The organism is Sphingobacterium arenae (assembly GCF_014692505.1).
GTDB lineage: Bacteria > Bacteroidota > Bacteroidia > Sphingobacteriales > Sphingobacteriaceae > Sphingobacterium > Sphingobacterium arenae.
The window spans coordinates 293,455-317,170 of sequence record NZ_JACNYK010000003.1 but is presented as its reverse complement, the minus strand read 5'-3'; the positions used below and the strand labels follow the sequence as shown (position 1 = coordinate 317,170).

At 40.6% G+C, this 23,716-nt stretch carries 23 protein-coding genes and 1 tRNA gene; 12 read left to right on the top strand and 12 right to left on the bottom strand.

The genetic code is table 11. The features are described 5' to 3' along the window. Positions 1-30: 30 nt before the first annotated feature. From H8B17_RS13615 to H8B17_RS13605, 3 genes are all read left to right on the top strand, one after another. Positions 31-1,257: a metallophosphoesterase family protein gene (locus H8B17_RS13615; RefSeq protein ID WP_190309765.1), complete on the top strand. Its 1,227-nt coding sequence runs from the start codon at positions 31-33 to the stop codon at positions 1,255-1,257. 2 nt (positions 1,258-1,259) lie between these two features. Then, on the top strand, positions 1,260-4,289 hold the full coding sequence (locus H8B17_RS13610) for an AAA family ATPase (protein WP_190309764.1): 3,030 nt from the start codon (positions 1,260-1,262) through the stop codon (positions 4,287-4,289). Between the two features lie 193 nt (positions 4,290-4,482). After that, a complete protein-coding gene (locus tag H8B17_RS13605; RefSeq protein ID WP_190309763.1) occupies positions 4,483-5,172 on the top strand; it encodes a 2-C-methyl-D-erythritol 4-phosphate cytidylyltransferase in 690 nt (229 codons plus the stop codon). A gap of 7 nt (positions 5,173-5,179) precedes the next feature. Here H8B17_RS13605 and H8B17_RS13600 read toward each other — a convergent pair whose 3' ends face one another. The 9 genes from H8B17_RS13600 to H8B17_RS13560 all read right to left on the bottom strand — a co-directional run bounded on the left by H8B17_RS13600 (position 5,180) and on the right by H8B17_RS13560 (position 11,820). Beyond that, positions 5,180-5,332: a lmo0937 family membrane protein gene (locus H8B17_RS13600; protein ID WP_190309762.1), complete on the bottom strand. Its 153-nt coding sequence runs from the start codon at positions 5,330-5,332 to the stop codon at positions 5,180-5,182. Between the two features lie 81 nt (positions 5,333-5,413). Beyond that, entirely contained in the window at positions 5,414-6,184 is a 771-nt protein-coding gene (locus H8B17_RS13595) for an MBL fold metallo-hydrolase (RefSeq protein ID WP_190309761.1), read from the bottom strand. Further along, a complete protein-coding gene (locus tag H8B17_RS13590) occupies positions 6,181-6,453 on the bottom strand; it encodes a hypothetical protein (protein ID WP_190309760.1) in 273 nt (90 codons plus the stop codon). The genes H8B17_RS13595 and H8B17_RS13590 overlap by 4 nt, the downstream gene beginning before the upstream one ends. A 58-nt stretch (positions 6,454-6,511) precedes the next feature. Continuing rightward, a complete protein-coding gene (locus H8B17_RS13585; RefSeq protein WP_190309759.1) occupies positions 6,512-7,507 on the bottom strand; it encodes a glycosyltransferase in 996 nt (331 codons plus the stop codon). Positions 7,508-7,510: 3 nt separating this feature from the next. Further along, complete coding sequence (locus H8B17_RS13580; protein ID WP_190309758.1) at positions 7,511-8,461, bottom strand: glycosyltransferase family 2 protein; 951 nt, start codon at positions 8,459-8,461, stop codon at positions 7,511-7,513. A 1-nt stretch (position 8,462) separates the two neighbouring features. After that, positions 8,463-9,101, bottom strand: a complete 639-nt coding sequence (locus H8B17_RS13575; RefSeq protein ID WP_190309757.1) for a DUF4199 domain-containing protein — start codon at positions 9,099-9,101, stop codon at positions 8,463-8,465. Positions 9,102-9,104: 3 nt separating this feature from the next. Then, entirely contained in the window at positions 9,105-9,773 is a 669-nt protein-coding gene (locus H8B17_RS13570; protein ID WP_190309756.1) for a hypothetical protein, read from the bottom strand. Between the two features lie 3 nt (positions 9,774-9,776). After that, a complete protein-coding gene (locus tag H8B17_RS13565; RefSeq protein WP_190309755.1) occupies positions 9,777-11,045 on the bottom strand; it encodes a dihydroorotase in 1,269 nt (422 codons plus the stop codon). Between the two features lie 205 nt (positions 11,046-11,250). After that, entirely contained in the window at positions 11,251-11,820 is a 570-nt protein-coding gene (locus H8B17_RS13560) for a UbiX family flavin prenyltransferase (protein ID WP_190309754.1), read from the bottom strand. A 445-nt stretch (positions 11,821-12,265) separates the two neighbouring features. Between H8B17_RS13560 and H8B17_RS13555 the strand changes: the two genes are divergently transcribed. The 8 genes from H8B17_RS13555 (at position 12,266) to H8B17_RS13520 (ending at position 20,360) form a co-directional block, all read left to right on the top strand. After that, complete coding sequence (locus H8B17_RS13555) at positions 12,266-12,760, top strand: DNA-deoxyinosine glycosylase (RefSeq protein ID WP_190309753.1); 495 nt, start codon at positions 12,266-12,268, stop codon at positions 12,758-12,760. A 55-nt stretch (positions 12,761-12,815) separates the two neighbouring features. Then, on the top strand, positions 12,816-13,994 hold the full coding sequence (locus H8B17_RS13550; RefSeq protein WP_190309752.1) for an AIR synthase related protein: 1,179 nt from the start codon (positions 12,816-12,818) through the stop codon (positions 13,992-13,994). Further along, entirely contained in the window at positions 13,995-14,405 is a 411-nt protein-coding gene (locus H8B17_RS13545; RefSeq protein WP_190309751.1) for an ATP-dependent zinc protease family protein, read from the top strand. It begins immediately after the preceding gene. 51 nt (positions 14,406-14,456) lie between these two features. Continuing rightward, positions 14,457-15,392, top strand: coding sequence for a 30S ribosomal protein S6--L-glutamate ligase (gene rimK, locus H8B17_RS13540; RefSeq protein ID WP_190309750.1), 936 nt, complete (start codon positions 14,457-14,459; stop codon positions 15,390-15,392). Between the two features lie 117 nt (positions 15,393-15,509). Further along, positions 15,510-16,802, top strand: coding sequence for a (Fe-S)-binding protein (locus H8B17_RS13535; RefSeq protein ID WP_190309749.1), 1,293 nt, complete (start codon positions 15,510-15,512; stop codon positions 16,800-16,802). A gap of 11 nt (positions 16,803-16,813) precedes the next feature. Next, on the top strand, positions 16,814-17,608 hold the full coding sequence (locus H8B17_RS13530) for a (Fe-S)-binding protein (RefSeq protein WP_190309748.1): 795 nt from the start codon (positions 16,814-16,816) through the stop codon (positions 17,606-17,608). Positions 17,609-17,764: 156 nt separating this feature from the next. Then, positions 17,765-19,879 (top strand): catalase, encoded by a 2,115-nt coding sequence (locus H8B17_RS13525; RefSeq protein ID WP_190309747.1) that lies wholly within the window; start codon positions 17,765-17,767, stop codon positions 19,877-19,879. A gap of 97 nt (positions 19,880-19,976) precedes the next feature. Then, entirely contained in the window at positions 19,977-20,360 is a 384-nt protein-coding gene (locus tag H8B17_RS13520) for a diacylglycerol kinase family protein (protein WP_190309746.1), read from the top strand. Positions 20,361-20,392: 32 nt separating this feature from the next. On the opposite strand, the gene H8B17_RS13515 is transcribed toward H8B17_RS13520, so the two are convergent. The 3 genes from H8B17_RS13515 to H8B17_RS13505 all read right to left on the bottom strand — a co-directional run bounded on the left by H8B17_RS13515 (position 20,393) and on the right by H8B17_RS13505 (position 22,476). Then, positions 20,393-21,241, bottom strand: a complete 849-nt coding sequence (locus H8B17_RS13515) for a VOC family protein (RefSeq protein WP_190309745.1) — start codon at positions 21,239-21,241, stop codon at positions 20,393-20,395. Positions 21,242-21,451: 210 nt separating this feature from the next. Continuing rightward, a tRNA-Leu gene (locus tag H8B17_RS13510) sits at positions 21,452-21,535 on the bottom strand. A 62-nt stretch (positions 21,536-21,597) separates the two neighbouring features. Further along, positions 21,598-22,476 (bottom strand): Ppx/GppA phosphatase family protein, encoded by an 879-nt coding sequence (locus H8B17_RS13505; protein WP_190309744.1) that lies wholly within the window; start codon positions 22,474-22,476, stop codon positions 21,598-21,600. Positions 22,477-22,621: 145 nt separating this feature from the next. On the opposite strand from H8B17_RS13505, the gene H8B17_RS13500 reads away from it, so the two are divergent. Beyond that, a complete protein-coding gene (locus tag H8B17_RS13500) occupies positions 22,622-23,701 on the top strand; it encodes an agmatinase family protein (RefSeq protein WP_190309743.1) in 1,080 nt (359 codons plus the stop codon). Positions 23,702-23,716 lie beyond the last annotated feature (15 nt).

Genomic DNA, 23,716 nt, shown 5'->3' with positions numbered 1-23,716 from the left:
CAAAATGCAGAATAGATAAAAAATATATTCATGAGGATATTACATACGAGCGATTGGCACTTAGGTAAGCGGTTGGATTATTTTTCGAGATTGGAAGAGCAACGTGCAGTATTAACTGAAATATGTGAAATAGCCGATGCGGAAGGTGTAGATGCTGTCATCGTGGCGGGCGATCTTTTCGACACCTTTAATCCACCTGTCGAAGCCGTCGAATTACTTTACAAAACATTGCGAAAGTTAAGCCACGAAGGACAACGACCTGTCATCGCCATAGCCGGAAATCACGACAGCGCAGACCGCATCGATGCGCCTGATATACTGGCACGTGAATGTGGAATCATCTTTATCGGCTACCCCCAAGCAACTATTCGACCATTTCATATCAAGAATGGTTTCTCTATTAGTAAGGTAACTGCAGGGTTTTTGGAAATATCCCTACCTCAATACAGCTATCCATTGCGTATTATTCATACCCCATTTGCCAATGAACTTCGATTAAAGCAGTTCCTAGGGTTGGACAATAAAGCACAACACTTAAATGAAGTTTTAAAACAGCATTGGCTTGACATCGGGAATACGCATTGTGACAATCAAGGCGTGAACCTGTTAACGACCCACTTGTATATGTTACAACGTGGCGGAGAAATACTCGAAGAACCCGAGGGAGAAAAACCCCTTAAAGTTGGACACGCTGATCTTGTATATTCCGACGCTATCCCTCCACAAATTCAATACACCGCCTTGGGACATCTCCATCGATTTCAAGATATCGGAGACCATCAACGTCCAGTGGTTTATCCAAGTAGTCCACTCGCATACTCTTTTTCAGAGGCAGGACAGGAAAAAGGTACCGTAATCGTAGAGGCGATTCCTGAACTTCCCGCAAAATATCGATTTATTCCACTTTCGGCGGGAAGGAAGCTGTATCGCAAACGCTTTGAAGATATTGATGAAGCCGTATTATGGTTAAATAAAAACCCGGATACGTTGGTCGAGCTGACATTGGTAAGCGACACTTTTCTCAGCTCTGCCAATATGAAGCGAATACATGAAGCACATGACGGCATTATCCACATTATTCCCATTGTACAACAGACAGCATCTGATTCTACTCAGATTCACCCCATCAATCTTGACCAAAATATTGATGCGCTTTTTAAGGATTACTTTCTGCATCGACTCGGACAAGAACCTAATCTAGAGCTGATGGGCTTATTAAATGAGGTTATTAACAGTGAAACGGAAACGGAGGATTAAGCATGTTACCACTTTATTTAAGTATAGAAGGACTATATTCTTATCAAGATAAACAAGAAATTGATTTTACCCATTTAACCGAAGCCGGCCTATTTGGCATTTTTGGAAAAGTGGGCTCGGGCAAATCCAGCATCCTTGAAGCAATTAGCTTTGCTTTATATGGAGAAACCGAAAGACTCAACAAACAAGAAAAAAGAGCCTATAATATGCTCAACCTCCGATCGGATGTTGCCAACATCGTATTCGAATTTCTAAATTACGAAGGGCGAAAATTCCGATTCACAGCACAGTGGAAACGGAGAAAAAAGTTTGAAGACACCACGTCATTGGAACGCTATGCTTACGAGTGGAAATATGATACGTGGGTTCCATTAGATTCGAACGATGGAACAGCCGTCACACAACTCACTTACCCCAATTTCCGACGCACCATTATTATCCCACAGGGACAATTTAAGGAGTTTCTTGAGTTGCGAGGTAAGGATAGATCGGAGATGATGAAAGATATTTTCAATCTTGATCGTTTTGATTTAGGCCCTAAAGTGGCGACACTACAACGGCAAAACAACAGTAAACTGGAACAGTTAAACGGTGCACTTTCCGGTTTCGATGCCGTCACTACAGAAATATTGGGAAACAAGCAACAAGAGCTCGAAACCGCACAACACCATCTAACCTTAGTAAAAGAGGAAACCGTGTCGCTGGAAAAAGAGGTCAGCCGGCTCATGGAAAGCAAAAAAACCCGCGAAGAGTTGGCACAGAAAAAGATTGAAGTGCAGGAATACCTGTTGGAACAGCCTCGAATTACGCAGTTGGAAAAAGACTTGCAGACGTATGAATCTACCCAATTGGCTTTTAAGGAAATCCTAAATACAACACATCGCTTAAACAAGGAAAAAGAACAGCTCACATATAAAATTGAACAACTGACTACACGTAAGGGTGAAATTTTAAATCGTTTAGAAAAAGAGGAAGCTGAATGGGCAAAGATAGCCCCGGATTATCAACAGCTGGACTTATTTAAAACACAAAGCGAAGATTTAAAGCTGCTTACCGGCATACTTCAAAATAAAAAACAACAAGAAGCACTCCATAAACGTCTACAAGATGGAAAGCCTTATCTAATAGATGCTCAAGAAGATGAGAAAAAACTTTCGGCATCGATAGAAAATGAGGAAAAGCGATTAGATGAACTCAAAAACACACGTGTTGATACTTCCGTATTATTGGCACTCGAGGCTTGGTATCAAACAAGCGACAATACCCATAGTAGTATCAACGAACTGAAAACACAAATACAACAACTACAGAACGAGATAGCACAAACAACAAAATATTTTGAAGAACAGTCCATAACAATTGACAATTGGGAACCTGCCTTACAGCAGCAGGAAACGGATCTAAACATCGAGCTTACTTCACTGCAACAAGAAGAAACCCATTTGAAAGTGCAAGCGAAGTTATCGGAGTTCGCCGACAACCTAGCGGATGGACAACCTTGCCCATTATGTGGCGCATTAGATCATCCATATCCTATGATGAGCCATAATGTGGCGGTAACAATACAGGAAGTACTCGGTAAGCAAACGGAAATAAAGCAGCGTTTACAACAACTTAAAGCGAACCATCAAGCATTAACGGCTGCATCCACTCGATGGCGGGACAAGAATATACAATTAGCACAACTAGAATCTAACCTGGAAAAACTGGAAGAAAAACTTAGAATCCAACATGAACAGTTCCGATGGGAATCGTTTTCTCCCACAGAGAAGACAGCCTTTCTCGCTTATAAAGATAAGAACTACCTCACAGAGACCCATATCAAATCAGGTGAAACTACCTTGAAAAACCTGCGTATGCAGTGGCAAACCTGCCAATCAAAAATAGAAAAATATAAAAACTCCCTAGCAGAGTTTGAGCAAAATCTTGTTGTACTAGATCAACTTAATCAACAAAACAAATTACAGATCAAACAATTAAACATAGATGATTTTGAGCAACATGACGAAACAGCCCTTATAAATATAAAACAGGAAACCGAAAATAAGATTAAATTGCTAGAAGAAGAACATAAAAGGTTATCTGAATCTATTCAAATCTTAAGAACCGATTTTGCACACATCAACGGAGAGCGCACCGCAGCAAAAGAACAATTTCAACAACTCTATCAACAACTTAACAGTAAACAGACAGAAATCTCCATATTACTAAAAGAGCATGGTTACAGCGATATTATTCAGGTACAGCATATCTTGCAAAAGAATATCGATGTAGATCGTAACCGCAAAACTATACAGGAATTTAATCTAAACCTGCAAATTCTCTTACGTCATATTGCAGATTTGGAAAGACGTATAACTAATGATACTTACGATGAATCAACTTATCAAGAGAAGACAACGCTCTACACGTTAAAGCGGGAGGAATTGGAATTACAGATTCGTGTAACCGGAGCTTTGGAAAAAGAATATGCCCGCTTACGCGTGGAGTTCGAGAAAAAGGAAAAATTACTGGAGCAATACGAGAAACTGACGCTTCGAAAAAGCAATTTGACGACTTTGGAAAATCTTTTCCGAGGCTCTGGTTTTGTCAACTATGTGTCCAGCATACATTTACAACGGTTGTGTGAAATAGCCAATCAACGTTTTCACCGCTTAACAAAAAATAACTTAAGCCTCACCATCAATGAAAACAATGAATTTGAGGTAATAGATTTCTTGCACAACGGCTTTAGACGCTCGGTAAAAACACTTTCGGGAGGACAAACATTTCAGGCTGCGCTCTGTCTCGCTCTTGCGTTGGCGGAAAATATTCAATCTATGAACAAAGCAGACAAGAATTTCTTCTTTATCGACGAAGGTTTTGGCACACAAGATCCCGAAAGTATGAATACAGTATTTGAAACATTGCAATACCTGAATAGAGATAACCGTATCGTTGGTATAATCTCTCATGTAGAAGAACTGAAAGAACGTATTCCGCGAGCTATTACTGTGATAAACGATACGGAGAAAGGAAGTCAGTTGCATTAATTTCCCTTTTTTGTCCGCAAAAAAGGGAGAAAAAACTCGCCACTTTAAAATTTTGAATAGAGGGATATTGCATACATCGTATTTTTACATATTTCAAAATTTTACATGTGGCATTCAGAGGTTAAGGAGGGGATAGTACATTTGGTTCTTTTTTGAGGAAAAAAAAGAACATAAAATTTTAATTTTAAACAACATGCAAAACAGATACGCCATTATTGTCGCAGGAGGGTCGGGGAACCGAATGAAAAGTGAGTTACCAAAGCAATTCCTACTCCTTAACGGAAAGCCGATAGTTATGCATACGCTGGAAAGGTTTGCCGATACCGAGCGTAAGCTCCAATTGATATTGATATTGCATGCCAATATGTTTTCCTTTTGGAATGAGTTGTGCGAAAAGTACGGCTTCAAGGTTCCACATACGGTCATTGCGGGTGGAGAAACGCGCTTTCAAAGTGTCCGAAATGGGATAAACTATATTGCAGAAAGACAGCAACAATTTCTAGACAATACACTCATTGCCATTCACGATGCCGCCCGACCGCTCATCACATCGGAAATGATAGATCTCTGTTTTGAACAAACTATCGTTCATACCGCTACGGTAGCGGCAGTACCGAGTACAAATTCTATTCGACATGGAAGCATAGAAGAAAATAAAGCGTGGGATAGAGAGAAAGTATGGGTTGTACAAACGCCTCAGACGTTTCAGGGAGATATTCTACATAAAGCGTTCCAACAAGACGAATTATCAACTTTTACAGACGATGCTTCCGTAGTAGAAAAATTGGGCTACAGTATACATCTTATCCTAGGTGATTATCGAAATATTAAGATAACCTTTCCGGAAGACATTTCCATAGCCCAACTCTATTTAAATCATTAACGAATTATTAAGCAGCTCCTCGTATCAAACGTAAGAGAATCGCTATAATGGCAATCACTAACAGGATATGGATAATACCCCCTGAAGCATATCCACCAAAAAAGCTAACAGCCCAAATAATAACCAAAATAACTGCGATTAAATAAAGAATGTTTCCCATGACATATAGAGATTAAATGAATACTATTTCTATAATAAAACAGGGAAGGATAAGAAAAGTTTTGAATATTGTCGTGTTATCCTATTGAGTATCAATAACAAGACCGTCGTACGCCACGTAAACACCCTCGGGAAGCATTTTTTCGATATCTTCGTGTTTTCCAAATCGGTGGCTGATATGCGTCAGATAGGTAGTCGTAGCTTGGATATCCTCGGCAAATGCGATCGCTTCTTCTTTGGTGAAATGAGATATGTGTGGTTCTTCTTGTAATGCGTTTACAACTAACGTATGTACACCTTTCAAGAGCGCTTTCGACTCGTCTGACACCGTTTTAGCATCCGTAATATAGGCAAAATTTCCTACGCGAAACCCCATTACGGGCATCTGATAATGCATCACTTCGATCGGTATAATACTTTGTGTTCCTACACGAAAAGTTTCTCCGGCCACAATGGGTCGAAGCTCTAGTCGCGGTACACCTGGATATTTTTGTTCGCCAAACGCGTAATAAAATTCACGTTTAAGCGACTCATGTGTGACGACAGTTCCGTATACAGGGATGGATTGCTGTTGTTGATAATTAAATGCGCGAACGTCATCCATACCAGCAATATGGTCTTTATGCGCATGCGTCACTAAAACCGCATCCAACCGCCGTACGCCCGCTCGCAACATCTGATAACGAAAATCCGGACCGGTGTCAACGACCATATTTGTATCATCGTCACATCGAATCATAATAGATGTGCGCAAGCGCTTATCTCGTGTGTCGGTCGACCGGCATACCGCACATTGGCAAGCAATAACAGGTACGCCTTGTGAAGTTCCCGTACCTAAAAAAGTTACCTTCAAAGTGCCGCCTCTTCTTTCTTGATCATTTTATAAAATGCCGTTTTCTTCTCATCTAATCGTGCAACTTCCACTTCCATATTACACAATAATTGGACTAATGACTGAATTCGGATTTCTAAATTCGAAAACCGGTTAACCACAATAACCCGCGTATCCTGGAGTACACATGCTCCCGTACGAAAGGAACCTTTTTCATATCGCACTCGGTAGCCCAATGTAGCAAAAAGATCCTCTAATTTTCCTAAATTATGTTGAGTAAATGCTAGCACAATTTTAAATTTTAAGCAAATTAAAAAACTTTATCTTATTATCGGATAGGGTTGCGTCCTATTTTTTCCACACCACCCGATCCATACAATTACCGATGAAACCTAAACCGTAGGCTATCAGCTGTGTATAAGCTGCCATTACGGCCAATCCAGCTACAGTTATACGTTTCGTACAGATCCAGGCATGCAAAAACAATAAACAGGTGTAGATTAAAAATAGTACATTACCGATATTACATAACAGGGTCAACATTGGAATTTGCCCCCTTCTGGCCCAGGTAATCAGATTACAAAATAACAGGCAAACCAATCCTACAACAAAAAAAGCCGGGAGTACGTGTACTATCTTCAGTTCTTGCGGAAAAAGCTTATAAATATCGATACGTCCTTTCCCGAAACCTTGGGTTTGTTTAAAAAACTGCTCAAATGTAGCTCTGCGTTTATGATATACGAAAGCTTCGGGAATCAATCCTACCTTAAAGCCTCGCTGAATCATTCGAATACTCAACTCAATGTCCTCCGAACGACGGGATAATTTAAATCCTCCGGTATGCTCATAAACCTCTCTAGATAGCCCCATGTTAAAACTCCGCGGATGAAACTGCCCAACATGCTTTTTACTTCCTCGGATTCCTCCCGTTGTAAATGGACTGGTCATCGAATAAGATATAGCTTTTTGAATATCGGTAAAGGAAGAGTGAGCAGCATCTGGCCCTCCAAAGGCATCCCAACCATCACGTTGTATAGCACCAACTACGCGTTGCAAGTAATCCGCAGGTACGATAATGTCCGAATCAAAAACGATAAAATAATCTCCTTTTGCCTTCAAGAATCCATAATTGCGTGCAAACCCCTGCCCTTCATTTTTCTTTTCATAATAATGAATGTCTAGTCTGTCTTGATAACTTTCTACTATATGTTTGGCGGGTTTAGACGAACCGTCCTCCACTACGATAACCTCAAAAGGCGCATATCGTTGTTGCGTTAGTGACTCCAAAAGCTCACCAATTTCCTGTGGTCGGTTATACAAGGGAATCACAATCGATAAAAACATACACTAAATTTCTTTTTCGATATGATATTGATTTCGTTCCAGAGAACTACGGGATACAAGTTCAGCAATAAAACCTGTCAAAAATAATTGTGTCCCGATCAAAATAGCGACAAGAGAGAGATAAAACAACGGTTGGTCTGTTATATTGCGGTATACGGTACCTTCGGCAATACTTCTCAGCTTTTCAAATATTAAATAACAGGTGATAAAAAATCCAACCAGGAAACTCAACACGCCGATAGTTCCAAAAAAGTGCATCGGACGTTTACCAAATTTTCCTACAAAAAAAATAGAAAGTAAATCCAAAAAGCCTTTAACAAAACGCCCCGGGCCAAACTTTGTCGTTCCATATTTACGAGGATAATGCTTTACAATCTGTTCTTGTATATTCGTAAACCCTGCCCATTTTGCCAAAACCGGTATATAACGGTGCATTTCTCCATAGACTTCAACACTTTTCACCACGTCTCGACGATAGGCCTTCAATCCACAATTAAAATCATGTAAATTGTGTATTCCCGACATCTTACGTGTTACGGAATTAAACAGTTTTGTAGGAATCGTTTTGGTCAGCGGGTCGTAACGTTTTTGTTTCCAACCAGAAACTAGATCAGCACCACGGTTCGTTATACGGTCATACAGTTCCGGTATCTCATCCGGGCTGTCCTGTAAGTCCGCATCCATAGTAACCACTACATCTCCTTGTGCGGCGTCGAAACCTATATTTAACGCAGCAGATTTACCATAATTACGTCGAAATTTAACACCTACAATCTGTTCGTGGTGAAGCTTTAGCCCCTCGATGACTTTCCACGACGTATCGTTACTTCCATCATCCACTAAAATAATTTCATAGGAAAACCCGTGTTCGTTCATCACCCGGCGAATCCAATCTGTTAATTCAGGTAAAGATTCCGCCTCATTATATAAAGGAACAACAACCGATATATCCATATTAGTCCTGCTCTGGCTTGCGATGCCCTGCATCACTCTCTTGATTCCAATCGTTCTGTACAGGTAAAAAAGCAGGTCTTTCACGTTTTAGGATAGCAGCAAGGATCAAAGCAAAAATGAAATACATGATCAAGGCTACGCCTAACCCCTTAAGATTTTGTCCAATAGAAAATTTCCGTAACTCGTCCCTTTGCTTTTCTAAATCAGCCACCTGTTTATCAATAAGGTCATCATCCGCTCCGATACTTTCCATAGTTTCAATGGTCAAGTTGATCGTTTTATCAAAAACAATCTGTTGCGGTTCGGGATTAACCAAATTAAACAACGCCCCCCCTATTGTAGAAATAATGACCGTAATAGCGAGCATGATAAAAATTCCTTTCAACGCTTGGCTAAAGTTCCAAAACCCTCCTGCCACTCTCCGCAGGAGCACGGCAAAGTAAGCAGATAAAGCAATCATAAGTACAAAAGAAATACCTCCTGTCACCATCGAACTTATTTTGAAATCCGAGCTGTTTACGAGCACATACATGGATATAATGCTTATCACTAGCGAAATAACGCCTAGATAAACCCCGTATTTGACGCCTTCTTTTTTCACCTCTTCCACAGGAAAAGTTGAGTTAAAATCGTGATTCATAATTTATTTATTAAAGTTTACAATAATCTGGTATATGGCGCCATCCAACGGCTTATTCTCAGAAACATCGAGATACTCGGTTATTTGTTCCTCTTCCGGATATGGCTCATTAAAGAAAGACACTATCGGATAAAACAATTCCTTCAGCTCGTCCTGTGGAGATAGTGTCGCCGCTACTTTATTTATTTCAGCGAAGGTGCTATCTACCAAAATCTGGTTAGCGATCACTTTTTCATAAATAGCATATTCATCTTGGAATTCATCTTCTTCTACCAGTAAAAATTCTTTGAGATAATCCTCTAAAGAAGGTTCAATATCTGCATCCTCGCATTCCTGTAAATAAAGAAAAATATTCAACAACTCAGTTCCCCTATGGATTGTTTCTTCTTCAATGGCTTCCCATTCCGGCGAATCCAAATAATCTTCTTCCAATTTCTGCACGTCTTCTGCAAAGAAATTTACCATCAATAAATCGAAGTAAATCTCTCGAAGCTCTTCAAAGCGTTGATAATCATCAAAGACTTCGTCAAGAATCTGTACTTTTTCTATAAAGGGTGCATCTTTGTCAAAAGCTTTTTGCAACGCTACTGAAAACTCTCCTGCTTCTACACCTTCTGTTTGTGCAAATACGTGAATACCGGCGTCAAACGCCTTTTTGATTTTTGCATCCATATCTTATTTAATTTCGATGAACTGATTATGGTTAATTACTATTTTCGCTTTCCCTGTTAATTCCTGCCCAAAAACAGGGCTATTTTCCGATTTTGATTTATTCGTACTGGTATCTAATGTCCATTTTTCTTTCATATCAAATAACACCAAGTTTGCTTCGCTTCCTTCTTCCAGTGTCGGGATATCTTTCCCAACGATTTGCCTAGGTTGTACCACTAGATATCGGACTATATCTTCAGCAGTTAGCCCTGTCTCTACTAAAAAGGGTAAGGTTGTCTGTAAACCTATCATACCTTCTTTTGCAATATGAAATTCCACATTCTTATATTCCACTTCATGTGGTGTATGTTGTGAAACGATAGCGTCTATCGTTCCCTCTTTCAAACCCTTTAAAAGTGCTTTTATATCTTTCTTGGTGCGAAGTGGAGGGGTCACTTTAAAATTACTATCAAAGCCGACCACATCTTCATCCGTATACAACAAGTTATGAGCAGCCACGTCACATGTTACCTTCAGTCCTTTCGTTTTCGCCTTTTTTATCAAGCTGACTGATTCTGCTGTCGAAATCGATGTAAAATGAATGCGGGCATCGTTATATTCGGCTAAGAATAAGTCGCGAGATATCATGAGCGATTCCGCTAGGTTCGGCTTCCCTTTCATACCTAGATAGGTACTCATCTGGCCCTCATTCATCTGATGCCCTCCAGCTACAGACTCGTCCTCGGAAAAAGAAATAACCAATCCATCAATCCCCTTTGCATACAACAATGCCCGACTCATTAGGCCTGCTTGCTGAACAGCATGATTTCCGTCACTAAAAGCAATGGCCCCCGCCATTTGCATGTCGTACAATTCTGCGAGCTCTTTTCCTTCGCGTTTTTTGCTTATCGTCCCCACGGGATATACATCTACTATATTCCCTTTAGCCGAATTAACGACCAATGCGACTTCCGAGCGACTGTGAATAGGCGGGTTTGTGTTTGGGTAGACAGCCACTCCAGTATATCCCCCTGCCGCGGCCGCTGCTGCACCGGTTTGGATGTCTTCTTTGGTTTCTAGACCAGGCTCACCAAAGTTCGCATGTAAATCGAAAAAACCGGCTGAAACTACGCCCCCTTTTCCATCTACAACATGTAACTTTTTATTTATCGGTTTTATATGCTGTGCTATACGACTAATCCTTCCTTTTTCAATCAGTATATCGACAATATTACCGTTCTGCGAATGACCGGGCAACACAAGCTGAGCAGAGGAAATCAATATATTATCCATGAATAATATTTAAACAAAGTAATGAGAAAAATTGTGTTTTTAAATGGCAGGTGAATAAAACGTATATAGGAACAAACCAATACTGCTTTGCTTGGGATAAACCAATGAAATATGGAATACGATTATCCAATTTTATACGTCTTTTCATTGAAGAACAAATGTACAAAATATATCGAAACCCTGACATCGAAAAACCGGGTTTTTATTACTGATCGCCCCAAACGTAACTATCCACGTAAATATCGCAGAGGGAAAGTACCCTGTCTATCACGGTAGCAGCTAATTCTTCAAACGACTGAGGACGACTATAAAACGATGGGCTTGCCGGACAAATAATTCCCCCTGCCTGTGTTACCAAATTCATATTTTGTATATGAACAAAGCTCAACGGTGTCTCGCGCGTAACCAACACTAACTTTCTACGTTCCTTTAATATCACGTCCGCGGCTCTTGTCGTTAAATCCGATGATATCCCCTGCGCAATACGTCCCAATGTGCCCATAGAACAGGGACAAACGATCATGGTCTCGAAACGAGCAGAACCGGAGGCAAATGGAGCCATAAAGTCGTTTTTGTTATAAAATGTAAAAGGATATTTTTGGTAATCATCTGTTCCTAATTCAAATTTCCATACATCTTTTGCGTTGTCAGACATCACGACGCCCACTTCAGCCACTTGGTCTCGCAGTTTACTTAACTTATCCAACAGCACCTTAGCGTATATAGACCCGCTGGCACCTGTAATAGCGACAATTATCTTCTTTTTCTGCTTCATAACGTTCTAGACAAAGCTACTAATTTTTCATCTTCTTTTTCCCCGCGAAAAAGAAACAAACCGACCAACGGGAGCTCATGAACACCAAAATAAACATTTGTTCATAAAAGCTCCCCGCTTCGAATGTTTTACATTTGGGGTACTACTAAGGATGAGTTTGTACAGTTGTAAAACATTCGTATGCGGCATTTTAATGTTAAGGGAGGGTGCATGCAATTGTACTGTCCCCTCTTTAACACCTAAATGCCACATATAAAATTTTGAAATATGTAGAAATCTAATTTATGCACTATTCCTCCATTCAAAATTTTAAAGTGGCGAGTTTTTTTGCATACTTTTTTTTGCGGAAAAAAAAGTATGAGCCATGCCGCGGCTTGAGCGGCAAAAAAGATGTTGAAAGAAAACCTTCGATTTTTATATCAAAGATTTTCTTTAAATTAGAGATATGTTCAAGAAATCATTCGCCCCTATTATTCCCCAAAAAAGCAAGATCCTGATTTTAGGTTCGTTACCCGGAGATAGGTCTCTGCAGGAAAACCAATATTATGCGCATCCTCAAAATCGTTTTTGGAAGACTTTAGCTTTACTCTTATCCGTACCTATCCCAATGGACTACGTCGATCGAGTCAACTTGTTACATCGACACCATATTGCATTATGGGATGTTTGCGAAGTCGCTATGCGAAAGGGCAGTATGGATTCAGATATCTTGAAAGAAAATCCTAACAGAATAGATCAATTACTTCAAGATAACGCCGACATAAGGACTATTTGTTTTAACGGGCAAAAAGCGCAAAAACTATTCGATAAATATTTTAACCGGTCGCCCCATATTCAATATATCACGCTTCCGAGCTCCAGCCCTGCAAATGCCAATTTTAATCAGGAGCAGCTGTTAAGTGCCTGGGAAGTCGTTCGTAAAATACTAAGCACAGATTAATAATTTATATTTCCGTTATAGGAATATCAATGGGTTTGTTATTTTTGCACGTACGATGTCAGACTTAAAATATAATCAGAGGGGTGTGTCCGCAGGCAAAGAAGATGTACACAACGCAATCAAAAACATAGACAAGGGTCTATTTCCCAAAGCTTTCTGTAAAATCATACCCGATATATTGGGAGGTGATGAGGCTTGGTGCAACATTATGCACGCCGATGGTGCGGGCACGAAATCTTCATTGGCCTATGTATATTGGAAGGAGACTGGCGACATATCTGTTTGGCGTGGCATTGCCCAAGATGCTATTATTATGAACGTAGATGACCTTTTGTGTGTGGGCGCGGTCGACAATATTTTACTTTCCTCTACCATCGGACGTAATAAAAATCTTATCCCCGGAGCGGTAATAGCCGAAATCATAAACGGCACCGAAGATATCCTTTCCGAATTACGGCAATTAGGTATCGGCATCTACTCTACCGGGGGAGAGACTGCCGATGTTGGCGATTTGGTTCGTACGATTATTGTGGATAGCACTGTGACGTGCCGTATGAAAAGGAAAGATGTTATTTCCAATCACCGTATCAAAGCAGGCAACGTTATTGTAGGACTGGCATCTTATGGACAATCAAACTACGAAAATGAATATAACGGTGGCATGGGCTCTAATGGTTTGACGTCAGCCCGCCATGATGTTTTCCATAAATATGTAGCTGAAAAATATCCCGAAAGTTATGACCCTGCTGTGCCTTACGAATTGATTTTTTCTGGTAGCTGCAAACTGACCGACATCATAAAGGTAAATGAAAAAGAAGAAGTAACTACTGGTAAACTCGTCCTCTCTCCTACTCGTACATATGCTCCTGTTATCAAGACTATTCTTGATAAATATCGTCCACAAGTTGATGGGATGATTCACTGTTCAGGCGGCGCACAGACAAAGGTCTTACACTTCATTGAAGATGTACATATCATTAAGGATAATTTATTTCCAATCCCACCACTTTTTGACCTTATTCAAAAACAATCAAACACCTCTTGGGAAGAGATGTATAAAGTCTTTAATATGGGGCATCGTATGGAACTATATGTTCCACAGGAAATCGCCGATGACATCATAAAAATATCGGAATCCTTTGGTGTCGCAGCGCAAATTATAGGCCATGTAGAAGAGGCCGCATCAAAAAAGGTAACTATTCGCTCGCCACAGGGTGAGTTTATCTATGCGTAAATGCAAGAAAAACGTATCATCGGCCGCATAGAGACAGTAGATTTACCTGAATTAGGACTCTATAATATCTGTGCAAAAATAGATACCGGTGCAGAAACGTCTGTCCTACATTGTAACCAATTTGAAATTTTCGAAAAAGATGGACATCGCTATATTCGTTGCACTATCCAAGGGCATCCTGACTTCATTTTTCTCATCCACAGGGAACGTGTGGTGAAAAGTTCCTTCGGACAATCCGAAACACGATATATTTTTATAACAAAGATCAAATTATTCAAAAAACTATTTGACATCAAATTATCTGTCAGGGATCGTTCTGCAATGTCTTACCCCATGTTATTAGGTAGAAACTTTATCAGCGGCAAATTCTTAGTGGACGTGTCGCAAGACGATCTCGCAAAGAATATATAAATACCTAGAAACTTATCTGAGTCTCAACTGTTTTAACAAAAAATACTTTCCGTGAATATTGCTGTATTATCAACAAATAAAAATCTCTATTCGACTAAACGTTTAGTCGAAGCAGTCCTATCCCGGGGACATCAATGTGACGTTATAGACCACAGTAAATGTTATGTGGGTATACAACAGGGAAAACCCACTATACATTACAAAGGACAAGATTTATCGCATATCGACGCCATTATCCCCAGGATTGGTTCATCGCTGACTTTCTACGGATCGGCCATTGTACGTCAGTTTGAAGTTATGAATGTTGTATCTGCAAATCCGAGTCAGGCGATCACACGTTCACGTGATAAACTACGTTGCATGCAGATCTTGTCGGGGGCGGGTCTAGGTCTTCCAATTACCGGTTTTGCGCGTTCTGTTTCTGATGTAGATGATCTCATCAATATGGTCGGTGGTGCCCCGTTGGTTATCAAACTATTGGAAGGGACACAAGGCATAGGTGTTGTATTGGCAGAAACAAAAAAAGCAGCTTCTTCAGTTATTGAAGCCTTCTACGGCCTAGGTAATAACATTCTGATACAAGAGTACATTAAAGAAGCGAAAGGAACAGATATCCGGGCTTTTGTTGTCGATGGCAAGGTGGTAGGCGCGATGAAGCGGACAGCCAAGGAAGGAGAATTCCGTTCAAATCTCCATCGAGGGGGAAGTGCCGAAATTGTCAAACTAACGCGCGAAGAGAAGCTCACCGCAGTATCTGCAGCCAAAGCCATGGGGCTTACTGTGGCAGGCGTAGATATGCTCCCCTCTGCGCGCGGGCCACTCATCCTGGAAGTCAACTCGTCGCCAGGATTAGAAGGAATTGAAAGGGCTACAGGGAAAGATATTGCTAGCGAAATTATAAAGTATTTAGAAGTCCAGTACACTATTAAACAAGCAACTAAAGCAGTAAGCACGAAACGTAAAGTAAAAAAAGAAAGTAAGTTATAGACGGATTATTTTTTCTTGAGGAGAGCGAAATAGAAATTCATTTTATATACTGATGCGATTATATTGTATATAAAAGTGAATTTATTTAGGTTTGTGTAGAAACCAACTAAAATAGTTATGATGGGGCAAATCATCTTCTTTTGTTTGTTTGTGCTCGCTGTAGTGATTTTCGCTAGAAACGCTCGCCGTATCTACAAAAATATAAAGCTTGGCAAAGCTGTAGATCGAAACGACAGACCGGCTGAACGCCTGAAATTAATGCTGCTGGTTGCTTTCGGACAAAAAAAGATGTTTAAGAAACCCCTTCCTGCCCTATTACATTTAGGTGTATATGTAGGTTTCTGTATTATCAATATCGAAATGCTGGAGATTGTCATCGATGGATTATTCGGCACACATCGCATTTTTTCTTCTTTAGGATCGATTTATAATGGTCTTATATACGCTTTTGAGTGGCTGGCTTTTGCGGTATTATTCAGTTGTATTACCTTTCTCATTCGAAGAAATGCCCTACATATTTATCGTTTTAGCGGTCGCGAACTCAAAAACTGGCCAAAAACAGACGCTAATCTTATTTTAATTGCGGAGATATTGCTTATGACGGCGTTTCTTTTCATGAACGCCGCCGACTTTAAACTTCAGCAACTTCATCATCCAGCTTATCACCATGCAGGTGCATTTCCTGTTAGTCAGTTTCTACTTCCTTTATTACCGGAATCTGTTTCCACATTGGTGGGAATAGAGCGGTTCTCTTGGTGGTTTCATATTATCGGCGTATTAGTCTTCTTAAACTATCTCCCGATATCGAAACATCTACATATTATCCTGGCTTTCCCGAATACCTATTTCTCGAAATTGGAACCCAAAGGCAAATTCAACAATATGTCTGCCGTCACCGAAGAAGTGAAAGTGATGCTGGATCCATCGCTTCCGTCGCCTACCGGAGAAGTTCGTCGGTTTGGTGTCAAGGACGTACAGGATCTTACCTGGAAAAACCTATTAGACGCATACACGTGTACCGAATGCGGCCGTTGTACTGCTGCCTGTCCGGCAAACATTACAGGCAAGCTGTTGTCACCCCGTAAAATTATGATGGATACGCGAGATCGTCTCACAGAAGTAGGACAAAATAGGACAAAAAACGGAGATTTTCAAGATGACAACAAATCATTAATAGATACCTATATCACAAGAGAAGAAATATGGGCGTGCACAACATGTAACGCCTGTGTAGAAGCATGCCCGGTGAATATTGACCCCTTGGAAATTATCATCGGATTGCGTCAATATGCGGTAATGGAAGAATCACAAGCGCCCGCGAGTATTAATGCGATGTTTGGCAATTTGGAAAATAACGGTGCTCCTTGGAAGTACGCACAGGCGGATCGTGCTAACTGGACAAATCAATAAATGATAAAATTATGGAGACAACCTTACATATCCCCACAGTAGCAGAAATGACAGCAAAAGGCGAACGTCCAGACCTTTTATTCTGGGTCGGATGTGCGGGAAGTTTCGATGAACGTGCCCAACGTATCACCAAATCTATCTGCAAGATTTTACAGCATGTCGGCATTAAATACGCCATCTTGGGTACAGAAGAAAATTGTACAGGCGATCCTGCAAAAAGAGCAGGGAATGAGTTTCTGTTTCAAATGCAGGCCATGATGAATATCGAGCTATTAAATGGCTATGAAATAACAAAAATCGTCACGGCTTGCCCTCATTGCTTTAACACACTAAAAAATGAATATCCCAATTTAGGTGGGACTTTTGAAGTCATCCACCATACCCAGCTTATCCAATCTTTAATAGTAGAAGGAAAACTCAAACCTGCGGACGGAAATGAATTTAAAGGAAAACGCATCACCTATCACGACCCCTGTTATTTAGGTCGTGCTAACGAGGTCTATGAGGCACCTCGTCAGCTATTGGAAGTACTTGACGCAGATTTGGTTGAATTAAAACGCTGTAAAAGCAATGGTTTGTGCTGTGGCGCAGGTGGCGCACAAATGTTCAAAGAACCAGAACGAGGAAAAAAAGACGTCAACGTTGAACGTGTGGAAGATGTCATCGAATCGAAGGCAACCATAGTCGCTGCCGCTTGTCCATTCTGTATGACAATGTTACGGGACGGGGTTAAAGCGAAAGAAAAGGAACAAGAGATTCAGGTATTGGATATTGCCGAAATTACCGCCAAGGCGAATAATCTATAGGCTACCATCTATTTAATTTTCATCGAGACAGCAAAACAAATATCCGCTCCAGCTGTTTAATAAACGAGCATGGATATATCTCCTTTGGGTGTACAATATATAATTAATCCCCCTCGTTCATTTCCATATCCGTGCTAACATTAAACTAAAATTATCATGGAAGATAAAAAAGGTTTCAAAGCTAATCATATTGATCAGCACCTCGTCAACAATGACCGAAAAGTAATGACCACCAATGACGGTGTACCCATCCACGACAACAACAACACCTTGAAAGCAGGCGAACGGGGTCCCTCTCTTCAACAAGATCATATTTATTTTGATAAGCTGATGCATTTCGATAGGGAGCGTATTCCGGAGCGCGTTGTGCATGCTAGAGGTTCTGGAGCACATGGTATTTTCGAAGCTACAGCCGATCTGTCCGCCTATACAACGGCAGCGTTTCTAAAAAAAGGAACAACTACACCCTTGTTTACCCGATTTTCAACAGTGGCTGGTTTTAAAGGTTCGACAGATTTGGCGAGAGACGTAAGAGGTTTCTCCGTCAAATTTTATACAGAAGAGGGCAACTACGATTTGGTGGGCAATAATATCCCTGTTTTTTTCATTCAAGATGCGATGAACTTTCCGGATGTGGTACATGCGGTAAAACCCGAACCCAACAATGAAATGCCACAGGCGGCTTCTGCACATGATACTTTTTGGGATTTTATTTCCTTAATGCCCGAAGCGGCTCACATGACCATGTGGATCATGTCCGACAGAGCCATCCCCAGAAGCTTAAGAATGATAGAAGGATTTGGTGTACATACCTTTAAATTCATCAATGCCGAAGGAAAAGCAACTTTTGTGAAATTCCATTGGAAACCAAAACTGGGTGTACATGCTGTTGCGTGGAACGAAGCGCAAAAAATATCTGGATTTGATTCCGATTTCCATCGCCGCGATTTATGGGAAGCCATTGAAAACGGAGATTTCCCACAATGGGACTTAGGCGTACAGCTCATTCCCGAAGAAGACGAAATGAAATTTTCTTTTGATCTTCTCGATCCCACTAAAATAGTTCCGGAAGAATTAGTTCCTGTTCAGATTATCGGCACCATGACCCTAAACCGTAACCCTGAAAACTTCTTTGCAGAAACAGAACAGGTTGCTTTTGATCCGGGGCGGGTAGTTCCGGGTATAGATTTCTCCGATGATCCGCTGTTGCAAGGAAGAGTATTCTCTTATATGGACACACAGAATTACCGGTTGGGCGGCCCCAATTTTCATGAGTTACCGATCAACCGGCCTATCAACGGCAAACATAATAATCAAAAGGATGGATTTGCCAGAATGGACGTTTTAAAAGGTGAAGTAAGTTACTTCCCCAACAGTAAAGCAGAAGGATGCCCCTATCATGCCATGTTAAAAGGAGAAACAGGTTATCAATCGCACAAACAACCGATAGATGCTGCTAAAGTCAGAGCTCGATCGGATTCTTTTGCGGACCACTTCACACAAGCAAGATTATTCTTCCATTCACAAAGCAGCGAAGAGCAAGAACATATTATCAGTGCATTGAGTTTCGAGTTGTCCAAAGTCAATGACGAGAACATTCGCAGACGTGAGCTGGCGATTTTAAACCAAATTGATAGCACGTTGGCTAAAAAGGTCGGAGACAATTTAGGGTTAATTCCACCGAAGGAGCTAGATCCGCTAACCTTGAAATTTGCCCGGCATAACCATCCCAATTACCCCATTAAACCTAAAAAGCCAGAAGTGGAAAAATCCGAGGCATTGAGTATGAAAGTAGAAGAAGGAAAAGGCAACATCAAAACTCGTAAAGTGGCTTTTTTAGTCGACAGTGGAGTAAGTAGAGCTTCAGTCGACAAAATGCGTATGACACTGGAAGCAGAAGGAGCTCAAGCCATTCTCATTGCGTCACATGTAGGAAAAATAAAATTCAGAGAAGGTGGTGAAGAGCAAATCCAACATACTTACCTTACGGATGCTTCGGTATGTTACGATGCTTTTTACACCCCTAATGGCGACCATGTGGATCAACTTGCTGATAACCCCGATTATCTGCAATTCATCAATGAAGCATATCGCCATTGTAAGGCAATAGCCTTTGCAAAAGGAGCCGAAGAGCTAGCCGCTAAATCCTTTATAAAAAAAGATAAGGGTATTATTTTTGAAAGTGAAGATAGTTTAACGAGCGACTTTATCCAGGTGATGAAGGGACATCGTGTTTGGGAAAGAGAAAAATCCCGTAAAGTACCGGCATAAACTATTCTTTTGCCGTAACGTTTTAAAATGGACAACGGGAGGCTTTCTCGCTGTCCATTTTTAATTGGTACTTAAAAAAAATGACTCGAAAATAAATATGTTACAAAACAATAAGAAATCCGCTTTCGGCAAAAGAGTCGATAGCTTCAAATATGCTTTCGACGGATTGCTTCATCTTATCCGCGATGAACCTAATGCCAGGATACATTTTGTTGCCAGTATTATCGCAATAATCTGCGGATGGTATTTTAACATTAATAAAAGTGAATGGTTAGCGGTAATCTTGTGCATAGGAATTGTCCTCTTAACAGAAATCATTAATACAGCAATTGAAAATATCTGTGATTATATATCACCAATACAACATCATAAAATCAAAATCATCAAAGATCTAGCTGCAGCGGCTGTATTGATAAGCGCTATCATGTCGGTCGTTGTTGCGAGTTGCATTTTCCTACCCAAATTGCTGGCCATATTATAAAAACCATTTTGGCATTTTATCTCTTTAAGCTTTTACTGTTCTGTCGCTTTTTTCAGTGTTTCGATATCGATTTTTTTCATTTTGTAAAAAGCTTCACTTACTTTAGGTGCAAGCTGCGGATCGGTCATCCAGACGACTAATTGCTTCGGAATTACCTGCCACCAAGCCCCGAACTTATCCCGGATCCATCCACACTGGCTTTCTTCCCCACCCGCTGCAAAAGCATTCCAGAAGTGGTCAATTTCTCCCTGTGTTTCACATTCAATGAACATGGAATTTCCCCACGAAAAATGAAAATCATGTCCGTTTCCACCGTCCATTGCCGCGATGACATAATCGTCCAGTACACACTGTGCATGCATCACCAAACCCTTCATATCCCCTTCCTGGTGTTTCATCACGCCGTCCAATTTGCTATTTTTAAACAGCTTTACATAGAAATTCAACGCTTGTTCTGTCTTGCCATTGTATTCTTGCGTAAACATGTAAGTCGGAATGAATTTTTGTCCATGCACATCGTCATTTACTTCCCCAAAATACAGTTGCCAAGAAACATCAAATTTGTCCTGAACCCAGCCGTATTTTTCGCTCCATTCATATTTATCAAGTGGCATCAACACCTTTCCGCCATCCGATAGTCTGTTCCAGATGTTTTCCAGTTCCGCTTTATCTTCCAAAACAACCATATACGAAACAGCAGGATTGGGCTTTATTTCCGGTCCGCCATTCAGCGCCAGAAATTTTTGCCCGCTCAGTTCAAACGTCACAACCATTTGAGTATCTGTCGTGATTTTTCCGTCCCCGAATGTGTCAATGTAAAATTGCGCAGCATCTTTTCCGTCTTTATCGAACCAGATGCAGGGGTAAATATTGTTCTTCATATTTTTCATTTGTTACGAAGAACAAGTTCAACAAATTTTTTATGAAAAAGCTTTTCATAAGACAAGAAAAATGAAGATTATAGCCAAAAAAGCTAGGTGTAAAAAATAAAAGAAGTCGAATGACCTCTTGCTAGAATGTGCCTAAGAGCAGCGTGGCTGCGTCCTACAAAATGAAAGAACCCCTGCTTTCAGCAGGGGTTATACCAGTTGTGCCCAGGAGCAGATTCGAACTGCCACGCCCTTACGAGCGCCACCCCCTCAAGATGGTGCGTCTACCAATTTCGCCACCTGGGCATTGCGTTAGCAAAATTAACGCTTTTTAGGACATTTGAGAAAGATTTTAAGCAATTTTACGATTATTTATGTAAGTTATTGTCTATCAAAGTCTGAATAATTCCATCTACCAAACCCACCCTCGGAGCTACAATATTTTTTAGACGGCCTACTTTCATAATAGTCAGAAAAATCTCTGCAGCCGGAATAATCACATCGGCCCTATCTTGCTTTAGCCCCAGCACATGAATCCGATCCTTAAGTGAGTAAGCATTCAAATGCTGATAAATAGCCCGAAGCTTTGCATAAGACATGGGTTTGTCAGCTTTATCGTTAGCAATCCGTGAAAGCTTATTGATATTTCCGCCCGTTCCGATACCATATATATGCTTATATTTTTTAGTAAACTCCTTTATCCATAGTTTCATCTCGTCCCAAGTTTCGGGTTTATCTTGGTTATCCAATATCCGGATAGTTCCTAGATTGAAAGATCTGGAAGCCACCAACGTTCCATCTGCAAAAAGCGAGATCTCGGTACTTCCGCCCCCCACATCGATATAAAGATAAACCTTATCAGCATTCATCTTGTCTTGAAGATGACTACTATAAATAATTTTAGCTTCCTTACCGCCATCTATGATTTGAATATCAATACCGATTTTTTGACAAGCTTTCACAATCTCAACCCCATTATCCGCATCACGCATAGCAGACGTAGCACAGGCCATATAATCAGAGACACGGTAAACATCCATTAGATTACGAAAAGCTTGCATTGTTTTGACCATATTATCAAATTTAGGTCTCGAAATATGATGGTCTATAAACGCATCATCCCCTAAGCGCAGGGGTACGCGAATAAGTGCTTCTTTTTTAAACTGGACAGGTTTAGTTTCTGGGTTAACCTCTGCAATTAATAATCTAACAGCGTTAGATCCAATGTCTATAGCTCCGTATCTCACAAATATTATTTTTGATGGTGTTGATTATAACCTTTTAATAATGTACAATATTAATAAATCCAATATTAATATTGTATTAAGTTAATGTCTCTATTTTATTTTTATCTTTCTATTATCTTTACAGCCAAAATCAAATCATTATGCCATGTCTACTAAAGAACAAAAAATAGCAAATTTTGATCCGTCGCAACCGGGATTGGCCGGGGCCAACATTTATGGCCTACCCTTTACTCCTGAGGAAAGTGAAATCATCATTGTTCCTGTACCCTGGGAAGTAACCGTGAGCTATGGAGCCGGAGCATCTTTAGGTCCAACAGCCATTCTGGAGGCGTCTTTTCAAGTAGATTTACTTCATCAAGAGTTTCCCGATCTATGGAAGCTCGGTATTTATATGGACGAAGCTCCCGAACATTGGACATCCAATAGCGAACGATATAAAAAGTTAGCCCAACCTGTTATAGAAGCATTAGAGACAGGAAAGGATCTTCAACAAAGCCCCAAGCTCCAAGCGGATTTAGCGATCATCAATGAAGCTTGTGAAACTTTAAACAACACCTTGCATCAACGTGTTTCAGATTGGCTAGCCATAGGGAAAAAAGTCATCCTACTAGGTGGAGACCATTCTACCCCTCTAGGCTATTATCGTGCTTTAGCAGATCAACACGATGATTTTGGTATTCTCCATTTTGATGCCCATATGGATTTACGCATCGCTTATGAAGGCTTCACTTATTCACATGCCTCCATCATGTACAACGCTATTCAACTTCCGCAAGTTAGCAAATTGATTCAGGTAGGGATACGTGACTTCTGCGAGCAAGAAGTCTCTGTTGTGAAATCATCAGACAAACTACATGTTTTTACAGATGCCGATCTAAAAGCTAGACAATTTGAAGGAAAAACATGGCGGCAACAAGTAGATGAAATTATTAATCTATTGCCCAACAATGTAGCTATAAGTTTCGATATTGACGTCTTCCATCGTTGGTACTGCCCACATACAGGTACGCCCGTGCCGGGAGGGTTATCATACGAGCAGGTGACTTATATGCTAAGTGCGTTAGCTAACACAAATAAACGTATCATAGGAGTTGATTTAGTGGAGGTTGCTCCCGGCGATACCGATGAGTGGGATGGTAATGTGGGTGCGCGTTTGCTATTTCATTTATGCGGGATATTCGCAAAAAGCAATGGATTGAATACGGGCGTACCCATTACTTTTTAAATTCTTTTCTTGCCT